This is a genomic window from Deinococcus metalli, from assembly GCF_014201805.1.
Lineage (GTDB): Bacteria > Deinococcota > Deinococci > Deinococcales > Deinococcaceae > Deinococcus > Deinococcus metalli.
Window position 1 is genome coordinate 540,240 of the sequence record NZ_JACHFK010000001.1, and the last position, 12,323, is coordinate 552,562.

Here is a 12,323-nt window from a genome sequence, read left to right on the forward strand (position 1 = left end):
GACATGGACCTGAAACTCCTGTTGGCCGTGGCCGCACTGCACGTGGTGGTGCTGGTCGTGCCCGGCCCGGACGTGCTGCTCGTCAGCCAGACGGCGCTGGCCCGCACCCGGCGCGCCGCGCTGCTGGCGGGCCTGGGCGTGGTGCTGGGCATCGGCCTGCTGTTCCAGGCGTTCCCGTGGGTGCACGGCGTGATCAAGGTCGCGGGCGGCGTGTACCTGCTGTGGATGGGCTACAGCCTGTGGCGCTCCAGCCTCACGCCGGGGCACGCCGCGCACGCCCCGGTGGGCGCGCCGGCCGGCGACCTGCACGCGCTGCGGGCGGGGTTCCTGACGAACATCGCCAATCCCAAGGCGGCGGTGTTCTTCGGGAGCGTGTTCTCCGGGGTGCTCGGCGCCCACGCGGACGCGCCGCTGAAGATCGCCGCCTTCGCCGTCATCGTGCTGCTCAGCGTGGCGTGGTTCACGCTGGTCGCCACCGGCATGTCCACCGCCCGCATGCAGAGCGCGTACCTGCGCGCCCGGCGGGGTGTGGACCGCGTGGCGGGCAGCCTGATGCTGGGCTTCGGCGGGCTGCTGCTCGCCAGCCGGGAGTAGGGATGGGAGACGCCAAACGCCGCAAGGCCCTGGGCCTGATGCCCGCCGTGCATCCCTTCGAGGCGCAGCTCGACGTGGGCGCCCACGCCACGCTGCTCAGCGGCCCGGACGACGCCCGCCTGCGGAGCATGATCACCGCCACGTTGGAGGCCACGCAGCTGTCTGGCGACGCGTGGGCCAGCGAGTACCGCGCGCACCACGTGCTGGCCGGGCACGTCCCGGCGCGGCTGGCGACGGCCGAGGACGTGCACGCGATCCCGGTCGCGCCCCACCGCCGCGTTACGGGGGAACTTGTGGTCGGCTCCAGCGCGCCGGAGACGGACGACGTGCTGCTGCCGGTCGAGGGCGGCTTCGTGCGCCTGAGGACGCAGCAGCACTCGCACGACGGCGTGACGTGGGTGTCGCCCACGCCGCCCCGCGATCCGCAGGCGTTCCTGCGGCGGGTGCAGGACAACCCCGCGTTCGAACTCCAGGGCGACGTGATCGCCCAGATCCACGCCGAGCACTGGCTCGAGGGCCGCATCGACCTCGACCCGGAGCCGCCGGACGACCTGCTGGACGCCACCGAGGAGATCGTGCGCGAGTGGCACGGCAGCACTCCGGAGGACTGGGCGGCCATCCACCGCGACCTCGGCGGTGAGGGCGTGCCCGTGGCGCGGCGCACGGTGTTCGAGCTGCGCCGGCCCGCGCCGCTGCAATCCCCCCTGAGCCGGGTGTTCGCCATCCGCCAGGGCGTGGAGTTCTTCGCGCTCGCCACCGGCGCGTCGTACACGCTGGACGGCGAGGAGTGGATCACCTACGACCCGGCCGACTCCCCGCTGTCCGCCGGCGGGTTGCCCCCGGAACTCGCGGACCTGTTCGACATGGACACCGTGTCCGTCACGGTGCACGCCGACGGCCGTGTGGAGTGGGGGGACGCGGCCGTGCCTGAAGGGCGCGTGGACGCTCTGACCGACAACCTGCGCGACGCGACCGGCGCCGGCGATCCGGAGCACTGGGCTGCGTGGACCGCCGCCGTGCTGGGCGAGACCTACGGCGACGAACTCCGCGTCCCCGAGGGCGCGGCCCTGCCCGTCCCGGTGGCTGTCAAGCTCGACATTCCCACCGACGCGCTGGAGGACGACGATTCCCTGTCGCAGACCTTCATGGAATCCGAGGTGACCTTCGACGGCGCGGCGTGGCGCGACCTCTACGACGAGGAGCCCCCGCCCGAACTCGCGGCCTTCCGCCCGCCCACGAACTAAGCTGAAGCGCCGCCATCCTCTACCCACAAGGAGTGCCCATGCCCACCGTGCACGTGTTCGCCCGTGACCACATCAACACCGACGAGATCATCCCCGCGCGCCACCTGACCACCGACGTCGAATCAGAACTCGCCCGTTACGCCATGGAGGACTACGACAAGGACTTCGTGCGGCGCGTGCAGCCCGGCGACATCATCGTGGCCGGCGCCGACTTCGGCTGTGGCAGCAGCCGCGAGCACGCCGTCTGGGCGCTGCGCGGCGCGGGCGTGTCGGCCGTCATCGCCCCGAACTTCGCGCGCATCTACTACCGCAACTCGATCAACAACGGCTTTCTCGCGCTGGAATGTGACGGCATCGTCGAGGCCTTCCAGGACGGCGATCCGGCCGACCTCAACCTGCGCGGCGGCACCATCACCAACACCCGCACCGGGCAGAGCCTGACCTTCGTGCCGGTGCCGCAGTTCGCGCTGGACGTGCAGAAGGCCGGCGGGTGGCTGGAGTACATGAAGGCCCACGACCAGGCCGCGCTGGAAGCCGAGACGCTGAACGCACAGAGCACCGAGGCCGGACACGGCCACCCCGGCCAGGAGGAGCAGCATGCCTAAGGTCGTCACGCTGCCTGGCGACGGCATCGGCCCGGAGGTCACGGCGGCGGCCGTGCAGGTGCTGCGCGAGGTCGCGCCGGACGTGCAGATCGAGGAGCACGCCATCGGCGGCGTCGCCTACGACACGTACGGTGAACCCTTCCCGCAGCGCACCCGTGACGCCCTGCAAGGCGCCGACGCCGTGCTGCTCGGCACCGTGGGCGGCGCGCAGGACAGTGTGTGGAACACGCTGCCGCGCCCGCTGCGGCCGGAAAGCGGCCTGCTCGCGCTGCGCAAGGCGCTGGGCTGCTACGCGAACCTGCGCCCGGTGCGCGTGCAGCCGGGTCTGGAGCACCTGTCGCCGCTGAAGGCGGACCTCGCACGCGGCGTGGATATCCTGATCGTGCGCGAGCTGCTGGGCGGCGTGTACTTCGACGGCGACCGCAAGATCGACGGCGCGACCGCCTACAACACCATGCGCTACACCACGCCGGAGGTCGAGCGCGTGGCGCGCGTGGCGTTCTGGGCGGCCGAGCAGCGCAAGGGCCGCGTGACCAGCGTGGACAAGGCCAACGTGCTGGAGGTCAGCGAACTGTGGCGCCGGGACGTGACCGCCCTGCGTGACCGCGAGTACCGGGGCATCCACCTGAACCACGAGTACGTGGACTCGGTCGCCATGCTGATCGTGTCGGACCCCAGCCGGTACGACGTGATCGTCACCGAGAACCTCTTCGGGGACATCCTGAGCGACCTCGCCGCGGTGATTCCCGGCAGCCTGGGCCTGATGCCGAGCGCGTCCCTGGGCGACGGCGCGGGCCTGTTCGAGCCGATCCACGGCAGCGCGCCGGACATCGCCGGCAAGGGCGTCGCCAACCCGGCCGCCGCGATCATGAGCGCGGGCATGCTGCTGCGCCACGGCCTGAAGCGCCCGGAGGCCGCCAACCAGATCGACCGCGCGGTCGCGCTGGCCCTGCGCGCCCAGCCGACCCGCGACCTGGGCGGCACGGCCGACACGCAGAGTTTCACCCGCGCCGTGATGGACGCGCTGGAGACTTCGCCCGCCGTCGGGTAAGGCGCGCCGCAGCGGGGCAGGGGAGATCACCTCCTCTGCCCCGCCGCCGTTCACGTGGAGGGGGCGGTCAGCCGGCGGTGGTAGTTGACCTGGCCCAGGTGCCAGGTCAGGTGCCCGTGCAGGTGGATCAGGAAGTACCCGGACGTCATGCCCTCGGGAAAGCCGGGCAGGGCGCGCGGGTGCGGAGCGGCCAGCGTGGCCTCGTCCAGCCGCGACAGCGTGCTGCCGACCAGCGCGCGGACGCGCTCGACGCCGTCCAGCAGGTCGGCCCTCGGCACGTCCCGCCGCGCGAACTCGGCCGGGCGGTCGCGCTCGTATGGCACGCCGCCCAGATCGTCCCCGACGAACTGCGACAGGTTGCCGATCAGGTGCAGCGCAAGGTTCCCGGCCGGGTTCAGGATGTCGCCCTGCACCCGCCACAGCGACGCCTCGTCCGGGTAGGCGCGCAGTTCGCCGTGCAGGGCCAGCAGATCGCGGTCGTAGAGGGCCTGGAGGTCACGCAGCATGGTTCACGATACGGCCTGGCACACGTCAGTCCACTTTGCGGGCCACGGCGAGGTGGACCGTCGTGCGCGGCAGCTCCGGCCGGTCGCGGATGATGCGGCTGGCGTAGCGGTGGAAGATGTCCTCCAGTTCGCCGCGCAGCTCGGCCAGGGTCGCCGTGTCGAAGCGGCCGGTCATCCACAGGTTCAGGGCATTGCCCTCTGGCACCAGGATGTCCTGACCGATCAGGTCGGCCGGGAGTTCCTGCTGGGTCACGAGGCGGCCCTGGTACAGCCAGATGCGGATGGCCCAGCGCGACGAGACCTCGTCCGTGTCATGCACGATGGCTGCCTTCAGCGACGCCCACATGGGGCCGTAGGTGCGGTCCACGATCTCCTCGGCGGCGTAGCCGCCGGCGGGCAGCAGCACGAATTCGGCGGCGGTCACGCGGTAGAGCTGGCCGCGTGAGCGCACGCCGCGCCGCGGTGGCGCGTCTCCGACGCTCTCCAGGATGCCGGCCTGCACGTAGCGGCTGACCCAGTACGCCATCTGGTTGGCCTTCAGGCCCCGGTGCGCGGCGGCGTCTGCCACGGTGTGCGGCGCCTGGAAAAAGGGCAGCAGGGTCAGGGTGCGCTGGTGGTCGAGCAGCAGCCCGATCACGTCGGGGTCATCGATGATCAGGCGGTCGAGCACGGTGGGTCCCAGGGTAACAGGTGGGGTGCGGCCTCACTCAAAACGGAGCCTGTGTTTTGAATGACCCGGTGTCTACAGTGCATGGCACGAGGACAGGACGTCCACAGCGCGCCGCGCCCGTCCGGCCTTCCCAGGAGCCACCGCCATGACGAAGCTGACCACGACCGCCCTGATCGCCCTCGCCCTCCTGACTGCCGGCACCGCCAGCGCGGCCCCCGGCCTGATGTTGAGTGACCGCGCCGGCTTCCTGGTCAGCGACCGGGCCGGGCTGCTGGTCTCGGACCGGTCCGGTTCCGTGACCGTGACGGGCCTGATGCTCTCCGACTGAGGACACGCCGCATCCCGGTGGGCCCAGACGCACGGCGATCTGGGCCCATACCCTGTGTCATCTGGGCGGCAGCAGCAGCTTGCCCTCCAGCGGGGTGCTCAGGACGATGCTGGTGTCGCAGGTGAAGCCCATGGCGATCAGGTCCGTCAGCATCGCCTCCAGCGCGCCCACGTCCGGCACGGCGACCTTGAGGATGCAGGAGTTGTCGCCGGTCACGGAGTGGCACTCCAGCACGCCGTCGTGCTTGGTGGCCCAGCGCACCAGGGTGGGGTCGTTGCGGCCCGAGTCCTGCACGCCGATGAACGCGGTGATGGTGCGGCCCAGCGGCTTGCTCGCCACGCGGATGCCGTAGCCGAGGATCACGCCCGCGTCCTCCAGGCGCCGGACGCGTTCGGTCACGGCCGGCGCGCTCAGGCCCACCCGGCGGCCGAGTTCACGCATGCTCAGTCGGGAGTCCGTCTGGAGTTCCTGCAGGATGCGGTGGTCGAGGGGATCGAGATTGCCGCCGGTCTGTCTCACGCCGGGTGCTCCGGAGACCGTTCGGGGGCCGTCCGCGCGGCGTGGAGCAGGGGAGCGTCCGCGGGTGACGGAGCGGAGCAGTGGGGGAGCCGCATCACGACCGCATCCTAGCAAATGTAAGGTCGTCGGTGGCGTTTGCGAGGTTCCCGCGCGCCGAAGGTGGCATGTGAAGGGCAGGGCGCCCATTCAAAACACACGCTCCGCGCCTGGACAATGGACGCACACCACGAGATTCGTCCCAGCGCACCGGAGGCCGCATGAGCACCCACACCCCGCACCCGCAGGCGACCACCCGGTCGCAACGCATGCTCCCCAGAAACCACCGCGCCGCCCGCTGGCAGGACGTGCCCGACGAGCAGTGGTTCGACTGGAAATGGCAGCTCAAACACCGCATCAACACCGTCGAGGAACTCCAGTCCGTGATCCGCCTGACGGATTCCGAGCTCCAGGGGGCCAGCGCCCACGGCATCTTCCGCTTGGACATCACGCCGTACTTCGCGTCGCTGATGGACGCCGACGACCCCACCTGCCCCATCCGCCGGCAGGTGATCCCCACCCACCACGAACTCGAGCCCTTCACGGCGATGATGGAAGACTCGCTGGCCGAGGACAAGCACAGCCCCGTGCCCGGCCTGGTGCACCGCTACCCCGACCGGGTGCTGATGCTGGTGACTACCCAGTGCGCCAGCTACTGCCGCTACTGCACCCGCAGCCGCATCGTGGGCGATCCCACCGAGACCTTCAACCCCGCCGAGTACGAAGCGCAGCTGAACTACCTGCGCAACACCCCCCAGGTGCGCGACGTGCTGCTCTCCGGCGGCGATCCGCTGACCCTGGCCCCCAAGGTGCTGGGCCGCCTGCTCGCGGAACTGCGCAAGATCGAGCACATCGAGATCATCCGCATCGGCACGCGGGTGCCCGTGTTCCTGCCCATGCGCGTCACGCAGGAACTGTGCGACGTTCTCAGTGAAAACCACCCGGTGTGGATGAACATTCACGTCAACCACCCGCGCGAGATCACCCCGGAGGTCGCGGACGCCTGCGACCGCCTCACACGCGCCGGCGTGCCGCTCGGCAACCAGAGCGTGCTGCTGCGCGGCGTGAACGACCACCCCGTCGTCATGCAGAAGCTGCTGCGGGAACTCGTCAAGATCCGCGTGCGGCCGTACTACATCTACCAGTGCGACCTCGTGCACGGCGCCGGGCACCTGCGCACCACCGTCAGCAAGGGCCTGGAGATCATGGAGAGCCTGCGCGGCCACACCAGCGGCTATTCCATTCCCACCTACGTCGTGGACGCTCCCGGCGGCGGCGGCAAGATTCCGGTCGCGCCCAACTACGTCCTGAGCCACAGCCCGGAGAAGCTGATCCTGCGGAACTTCGAGGGCTACATCGCCGCGTACTCCGAACCGGGCGACTACACCGGCCCCGATATGGCCGTGCCCGCCGAGTGGCAGCGCCGCGAACCCGGCCAGAGCGGCATCTACGGCCTGATGGAAGGCGAGCGCATCAGCATCGAGCCCCGCGAATTCAGCGAGAGCCGCAACCGTCCCGGCGCGACCAAGCACCGCCTCAACAGCCGCGAGGACAAATGGGCTGCGCACGGCATTGGGGAGAGTGTGGTGGTCACGGACACCGCGCCGGATGGCATGGCGCAGGAGCAGATGCCGGTGAGCGGGGACTGAGCAAGAATATGAGCATGGGCGATCAACTGAAAATGATGAAGGATTTTCTCTCTACTGCTTCTGCCGAAGAATGGTTTTTCGTCGCCACGACAACGAATTACGACGACAAGGAACTGCTGCACTGGATGGTCGATCAGCCGATTTGTCCGCAGGCAGCGGCCCATGCAATTTATTGGATGATGGGTCCGGGATTTTATACAAAGTTTCGCAGTATTGATGACGTTTCGGACTGGGCGAAACCAACCCTCGTACTGCTTAGGGATACTGAAAAGAAATTTGCTGATGGCTTCTATGCAGAATCGGACATCGGGTTCGACCCTTCGGCCGACTCAATGAGTGAAACTGACTGGGTCGCCGAGTACCCCGAGAGTGCTGAAGGTATTCAGATTCCAACGTCGATGAAGGTGAAAACTCCTGGTCGCAAATTAAGCCATTCAGATATCCCTGAAGGCTGGGATGACGGAATGCCCCCGCACGTTGTAGAAGCTGTCTGGAAAGAACTGGACAAGGAGTAATTCTCATGACTACCCTTCCCAAACCCCGCCAGCCTGAACTCAAGACCGCACTTCCTGGCCCCAAGACGGCCGCGATCATGGAGCGTGACGCCCGGCACCTCTCGACCTCGTACATGCGGCCGTACCCCTTCGTGCCGGATCACGGCGAGGGCGTGTGGCTGACTGACGTGGACGGAAACACCATGCTGGATTTCTTCGCGGGCATCGCGGTGTCCACGACCGGGCACGCGCATCCGCACGTGGTGAAGGCCGTGCAGGAACAGATCACGCGCTTCACGCACGTGTGCCTTACCGATTACCCGCAGGAGATCACGACCAGCCTCGCGGAGCGCATGGTGCGCCACATCGAGAAGCCCGGCGAGAAGTGGCGCGTGTTCTTTGGAAACAGCGGCGCGGAGGCGGTGGAGGCGGCGGTGAAGCTCGCCCGCAACCACACGAGGCGGTCTCACATCATCTCGACCATCGGGTCGTTCCATGGACGCACGTACGGGGCGATCACCCTGACGGGCAGCAAGACGAAGTACAAGCGGGGGTTCGGGCCGCTGCTGCCGAACGTGTCGCACGTGCCGTACCCGAATCCGTTCCGGCCTCCGCTGGGCGCGACGGCGGACACCTGCGCCCAGGCGGTGATCGACCACATCGAGGGGCTGTTCCAGACGGTGCTTCCGGCAGACGAGGTCGCGGCGATCATCGTCGAGCCCATGCAGGGCGAGGGCGGGTACATCGTGCCGCCGGCCGATTTCCTGCCGAAGCTGCGCGCCCTGTGTGACGCGCACGGCATCCTGCTGATCTTCGACGAGGTGCAGGCGGGCATGGGCCGTACGGGCAAGATGTACTCGTTCCAGCACTTCAACGTGCAGCCGGACATCGTGACGGTGGCGAAGGGAATCGCGTCGGGCATGCCCATCTCCGCCATGCTGGCGAAGGAGAGCGTGATGACGTGGCCCGTCGGATCGCACGGCAGCACGTACGGCGGGAACCCGGTGGCGGCGGCGGCAGCGCACGCGACCCTCGACCTGCTGGAGGGCGTGGTCAAGCACCCTGGCTGCGGCGCCAGCCTGATGGCCAACGCGCGGGACGTGGGCGCCTACATCCTGAGCGAACTGCGGACCATGCAGACCGAGTTTCCCTGCCTGGGCGACGTGCGCGGCGAGGGGCTGTTCATCGGGCTGGAGTTCGTGACGCCCGACGGCCGCCCGGACGGGAAACTGAGGGACGAGGCGAGCCTGGCGATGTTCGAGCGCGGTCTGCTGAACCTCGACTGCGGCGAGGCCGTGATCCGCATCAGCCCGCCGCTGATCCTGACGAGGGAAGACGCGGCGACCGGGCTGGAGATCATGCGGGAAACGCTGCGCGCCCTGCGTTGAGACGCACCCGGGCGGGCCGGTCATCTCACGACCGGCCCGCCCCTTTACGTGGATTCAGCCCACGGTGTCGAGCGCGCGGGGGTACGAGCCGATGATCTTCGCGTAACTGGCCTTGCGGAGCACGCCGGCCAGCGCCTGCGCCACCTGCGGATCGCGGGCGTCGCCCTCGATGTCCACGTACATCAGGTAGCTCCACGCGCGGTCGCGGCGCGGGCGGCTCTCGATGCGCGACAGGTTCAGGCCGCGCAGCTCGTTCAGCGTCTCGACCAGGAAGCCCGGCGTGTGGCGCACGGCGAACACCAGGCTGGTCTTGTGCGGCGCGTCCGACGGCGCGGGTTCGTGGCGGTGCAGGATCATGAAGCGCGTGTAGTTGAAGGGCTCGTCCTCGATGTTGCTCGCCAGGATGTTCAGGCCGTACAGCTCGGCTGCGCGGCTGCTGGCGATGGCGGCCAGGTCGCGCTCGCCGCTCTGCGCGAGGTTCTTGGCGCTGCCGGCGGTGTCGTGCGCGGCCACCGGCTGCCAGCCGTGCTTGCGGATCAGCACCGTGCACTGGTCCAGGGCGGGCTGCTGGCTGGCCACGCGGCGGATGTCGTCCAGGCCGACGCCGGGCAGCGCCATCAGGCAGTGGGACACGCGCACGACCACCTCGCCCACCACGTGCAGGTCGGTTTCCGAGAGCAGGTCGATGGACTGGTGGATCGCGCCCATCAGCGAGTTCTCGACCGGCAGCACGCCGTACTCGGCCTCGCCGTTCTCGACGGCCTGCGCGACCTCGTGGAAGGTCGGGTAGCCGCGGGTGGCCGTGGTATGCGCGACGGCGTTCAGCGCGGCGATCTCGCCGTATGAGCCGGGATTGCCCTGGTAGGCGACGGTCAGGTCGGAGGCCGGCGTGGTCATGCCCGGAGGCTAGCGCAGCGTGCCGGCGGCGTCGCCGCGCGCGGGTAGACAGTCCGCTCAGCCCGCCCGCACGTCCCGGTGCAGGCGGTCGGCGGCGACCAGCAGCACGTCCCACACGCTGGAGAACGGCGGGGCGTACGCGAGGTCGCAGTCGAAGAGATCCTGCACGGTGGCGCGCTGCTGGAGCAGGGCGGCGACCACATCCACGCGTTTGGCGCTCAGGTGGCCGTGTGCGACGATCTGCGTGCCCAGCAGGCGGCCGCTGCCGCGCTCGGCGGTCAGGCGCACGTGGATGGGTTTGGCGTCGGCGTAGTACCCGGCGTGGTCTGTGCTGCTCACGTCCACCGAGTGCGCGTGCAGGCCCAGCGCGTCCGCCTCGGTCTGGGTGAGGCCGGTGCGGGCCACGCCCAGGGTGAAGGTCTTGAAGATGGCCGTGCCCAGGATGCCCGGAAAGGTGGCGTGCCCGCCGGCCATGTTCACGCCGGCCACGCGGCCCATGCGGTTGGCGGTGAGCCCGAGCGGGATGTGCACCCGTCGCCGCGTGACGCGGTGCGTGGCCTCAGCGTTGTCGCCGGCCGCGTACACGCCGTCCACGCTGGTGAGCTGGCGGGCATCCACGGCGACCGCGCCGGTCTTACCGATCCGGGCGCCGGCGGCCCGCGCGAGCGCCGTGTTGGGCCGCACGCCGACCGACACGACCACCACGTCCGCGCGGACCAGCCCGGCGTCCGTCTGCACGCCCGTCACGCGGCCGCCCTTGCCGGTGAGCCCCGTCACGGTCACGCCGCAGCGGACGTCCACGCCGTGCTCCTCGACGACCGTGCGCACGCGCTGCTGGTACGGCGGGTCCAGCACGCGGCCGGCGATGTCCGGTCCCTTTTCCAGCATGACCACGCTCAGGCCGCGCGCCCGGAAGTTCTCGGCAAGTTCCAGGCCGATGTACCCCCCGCCGACGATGCACGCGCGCCGGGCGCCGTCCAGGCTGGCCTGGATGGCCTGGCCGTCCGGGATGTCCTTGAGGACGTGCACGCCGCTGAGGTCCGTGGTCGCCCAGTCGGGGCGGACCGGCGACACGCCGGTGGCGAGCAGCAGGCGGTCGTAGGGCTCCGTGACGGTGCGGCCCGCGTCCCGGTCGAGCACCGTGAGGGTGCGCGCGGCGGCGTCGATGCCCGTGACCTCGTGCCGCAGCCGCACGCCGATGCCGCGGGCACGCATCTGCTCGGGCGTGCGGGCGACCAGATCACCAAAGTCCTCGACGTCGCCGCCCAGCACGTAGGGCAGGCCGCACGCGCCGTAGCTGATCCACTCGCCGCGGTCGAACACCACGATCTGCGCGGCGGGGTCGAAGCGGCGGGCGCGGCTGGCGGCACTCATTCCGGCGGCCACGCCGCCCACGATCACGAGACGCATGGGCCGAGCGTACCTCGGCCGTGAAGAGTGGGCCTTTACCGCCCGTACACCTGCGCCCAGTAGGTGGTGAACACGGTGCCGGGCAGGCCGTTGTTCTCGTCCACGCCCACGCGCCTCCAGCGGGCGTCCATGATGATCCGGCAGTGCGGCGGGCTGTCCAGCAGCGCCCGCACCGCCTCATCGGGCGTCAGGGCGTCGTAGGCGAGTGTCTCGGCGACCTCGGCGTCCGGCCAGCCGGCGGCCTGGGCGCGCGTGGGCGGCGTGCTGCCGGTCACGGGGTTGACGTGGCCCCGGTAGTTGTACTGCGGCAGTTCCGTGACCTGCTGCGTGGCCGCCTGCGCCAGGGTGGCGTCCGCGGTCAGCGGCCCCACCCCCGGATACAGCGTGTCGCCGCAGCGCTGGCCCTGGCGGCGGGCCTCGTTCAGGCCGCTTAGCATGGCGGCGTTCCACGTGGCCCTCGCGCTCAGGTCGAGTTCGGCGGGGCGGGCGTACACCAGCGCCGCGCGCGTTCCGTCCACGGCCACGCCGTAGCGCGGGTAACCCACCCGGTTCCCACACTGGTTCGCCAGCGAGTCGCGCACCTTCTCCCAGCTCGTCAGTTTCGGCACGAGCACCATGCCGGCCGCCTTGACCGGCAGCCCGGCGGCCGTGAAGGCGGCGCGGTCGATCTTGAAGCCGCGCAGCATCCGGCCTGCGAGGTCGTTCAGGCGCGGATCGGGGCGTGCGTCCTGCCCGCAGGCCTGGAAGTCCTGCTGCACCACCAGGGCGAAGGTCAGGGCGTCCGTGACGGGCTCGTTCGCTGCGAGCGGCCACGGCAGCGCGGCCAGCGCCTGCGTCGTCACGTCCGGAAGCTGCGCGTGGGCCGCAGAACACAGGCCGAGCAGGGCGGCAAGGACGGAGAGGACAGGGGCGCAGCGGAACATTCATCCACT

Annotated in this window: 14 protein-coding genes; 8 read left to right on the forward strand and 6 right to left on the reverse strand. The window is 69.9% G+C overall.

What is annotated here, in order from left to right:
• The first annotated feature begins 3 nt into the window (after window positions 1-3).
• From HNQ07_RS02650 to leuB, 4 genes are read left to right on the forward strand one after another with little or no spacing between them, the layout of a single operon-like run.
• Entirely contained in the window at window positions 4-594 is a 591-nt protein-coding gene (locus tag HNQ07_RS02650) for a LysE family transporter (protein ID WP_229831775.1), read from the forward strand.
• A 2-nt stretch (window positions 595-596) separates the two neighbouring features.
• On the forward strand, window positions 597-1,838 hold the full coding sequence (locus HNQ07_RS02655) for a hypothetical protein (RefSeq protein WP_184109333.1): 1,242 nt from the start codon (window positions 597-599) through the stop codon (window positions 1,836-1,838).
• 38 nt (window positions 1,839-1,876) lie between these two features.
• Window positions 1,877-2,443: a 3-isopropylmalate dehydratase small subunit gene (locus HNQ07_RS02660; RefSeq protein ID WP_184109334.1), complete on the forward strand. Its 567-nt coding sequence runs from the start codon at window positions 1,877-1,879 to the stop codon at window positions 2,441-2,443.
• Window positions 2,436-3,494 (forward strand): 3-isopropylmalate dehydrogenase, encoded by a 1,059-nt coding sequence (gene leuB / locus HNQ07_RS02665; protein ID WP_184109335.1) that lies wholly within the window; start codon window positions 2,436-2,438, stop codon window positions 3,492-3,494. Before HNQ07_RS02660 ends, leuB begins: the two co-directional genes overlap by 8 nt.
• Window positions 3,495-3,544: 50 nt before the next feature.
• Here the strand turns inward: leuB and HNQ07_RS02670 are convergent, their stop codons facing one another.
• On the reverse strand, window positions 3,545-4,000 hold the full coding sequence (locus tag HNQ07_RS02670) for a DinB family protein (protein ID WP_184109336.1): 456 nt from the start codon (window positions 3,998-4,000) through the stop codon (window positions 3,545-3,547).
• A gap of 25 nt (window positions 4,001-4,025) precedes the next feature.
• Window positions 4,026-4,670: a hypothetical protein gene (locus HNQ07_RS02675; protein ID WP_184109337.1), complete on the reverse strand. Its 645-nt coding sequence runs from the start codon at window positions 4,668-4,670 to the stop codon at window positions 4,026-4,028.
• 145 nt (window positions 4,671-4,815) lie between these two features.
• Between HNQ07_RS02675 and HNQ07_RS02680 the strand changes: the two genes are divergently transcribed.
• Window positions 4,816-4,998 (forward strand): hypothetical protein, encoded by a 183-nt coding sequence (locus HNQ07_RS02680; RefSeq protein WP_184109338.1) that lies wholly within the window; start codon window positions 4,816-4,818, stop codon window positions 4,996-4,998.
• Between the two features lie 57 nt (window positions 4,999-5,055).
• Here HNQ07_RS02680 and HNQ07_RS02685 read toward each other — a convergent pair whose 3' ends face one another.
• On the reverse strand, window positions 5,056-5,517 hold the full coding sequence (locus tag HNQ07_RS02685) for an Lrp/AsnC family transcriptional regulator (RefSeq protein ID WP_184109339.1): 462 nt from the start codon (window positions 5,515-5,517) through the stop codon (window positions 5,056-5,058).
• Window positions 5,518-5,774: 257 nt separating this feature from the next.
• On the opposite strand from HNQ07_RS02685, the gene HNQ07_RS02690 reads away from it, so the two are divergent.
• The 3 genes from HNQ07_RS02690 to HNQ07_RS02700 are packed head-to-tail and all read left to right on the forward strand — an operon-like array spanning window position 5,775 to window position 9,084.
• A complete protein-coding gene (locus tag HNQ07_RS02690) occupies window positions 5,775-7,202 on the forward strand; it encodes a KamA family radical SAM protein (protein ID WP_184109340.1) in 1,428 nt (475 codons plus the stop codon).
• Between the two features lie 14 nt (window positions 7,203-7,216).
• Entirely contained in the window at window positions 7,217-7,717 is a 501-nt protein-coding gene (locus HNQ07_RS02695) for a DUF4274 domain-containing protein (RefSeq protein WP_184109341.1), read from the forward strand.
• A 5-nt stretch (window positions 7,718-7,722) separates the two neighbouring features.
• Window positions 7,723-9,084 (forward strand): acetyl ornithine aminotransferase family protein, encoded by a 1,362-nt coding sequence (locus HNQ07_RS02700; protein WP_184109342.1) that lies wholly within the window; start codon window positions 7,723-7,725, stop codon window positions 9,082-9,084.
• Window positions 9,085-9,138: 54 nt separating this feature from the next.
• On the opposite strand, the gene HNQ07_RS02705 is transcribed toward HNQ07_RS02700, so the two are convergent.
• The 3 genes from HNQ07_RS02705 to HNQ07_RS02715 are packed head-to-tail and all read right to left on the reverse strand — an operon-like array spanning window position 9,139 to window position 12,314.
• Window positions 9,139-9,981, reverse strand: coding sequence for a prephenate dehydratase (locus HNQ07_RS02705; protein WP_184109343.1), 843 nt, complete (start codon window positions 9,979-9,981; stop codon window positions 9,139-9,141).
• Between the two features lie 57 nt (window positions 9,982-10,038).
• A complete protein-coding gene (locus HNQ07_RS02710; protein WP_184109344.1) occupies window positions 10,039-11,391 on the reverse strand; it encodes an FAD-dependent oxidoreductase in 1,353 nt (450 codons plus the stop codon).
• Between the two features lie 35 nt (window positions 11,392-11,426).
• Window positions 11,427-12,314 carry a CAP domain-containing protein gene (locus HNQ07_RS02715; RefSeq protein ID WP_184109345.1) on the reverse strand — a complete coding sequence of 296 codons (888 nt, stop codon included), beginning with the start codon at window positions 12,312-12,314 and terminating at the stop codon, window positions 11,427-11,429.
• Window positions 12,315-12,323 lie beyond the last annotated feature (9 nt).

What these genes read in the sequence shown, in the direction of transcription:
- leuB (WP_184109335.1), top strand. Translation starts at nt 2,436, where the DNA reads ATGCCTAAGGTCGTCACGCTGCCTGGCGACGGCATCGGCCCGGAGGTC.
- HNQ07_RS02700 (WP_184109342.1), top strand. Translation starts at nt 7,723, where the DNA reads ATGACTACCCTTCCCAAACCCCGCCAGCCTGAACTCAAGACCGCACTT.
- HNQ07_RS02695 (WP_184109341.1), top strand. Translation starts at nt 7,217, where the DNA reads ATGGGCGATCAACTGAAAATGATGAAGGATTTTCTCTCTACTGCTTCT.
- HNQ07_RS02655 (WP_184109333.1), top strand. Translation starts at nt 597, where the DNA reads ATGGGAGACGCCAAACGCCGCAAGGCCCTGGGCCTGATGCCCGCCGTG.
- HNQ07_RS02715 (WP_184109345.1), bottom strand. Translation starts at nt 12,314, where the DNA reads ATGTTCCGCTGCGCCCCTGTCCTCTCCGTCCTTGCCGCCCTGCTCGGC.
- HNQ07_RS02680 (WP_184109338.1), top strand. Translation starts at nt 4,816, where the DNA reads ATGACGAAGCTGACCACGACCGCCCTGATCGCCCTCGCCCTCCTGACT.
- HNQ07_RS02690 (WP_184109340.1), top strand. Translation starts at nt 5,775, where the DNA reads ATGAGCACCCACACCCCGCACCCGCAGGCGACCACCCGGTCGCAACGC.
- HNQ07_RS02710 (WP_184109344.1), bottom strand. Translation starts at nt 11,391, where the DNA reads ATGCGTCTCGTGATCGTGGGCGGCGTGGCCGCCGGAATGAGTGCCGCC.
- HNQ07_RS02650 (WP_229831775.1), top strand. Translation starts at nt 4, where the DNA reads ATGGACCTGAAACTCCTGTTGGCCGTGGCCGCACTGCACGTGGTGGTG.
- HNQ07_RS02660 (WP_184109334.1), top strand. Translation starts at nt 1,877, where the DNA reads ATGCCCACCGTGCACGTGTTCGCCCGTGACCACATCAACACCGACGAG.
- HNQ07_RS02670 (WP_184109336.1), bottom strand. Translation starts at nt 4,000, where the DNA reads ATGCTGCGTGACCTCCAGGCCCTCTACGACCGCGATCTGCTGGCCCTG.
- HNQ07_RS02705 (WP_184109343.1), bottom strand. Translation starts at nt 9,981, where the DNA reads ATGACCACGCCGGCCTCCGACCTGACCGTCGCCTACCAGGGCAATCCC.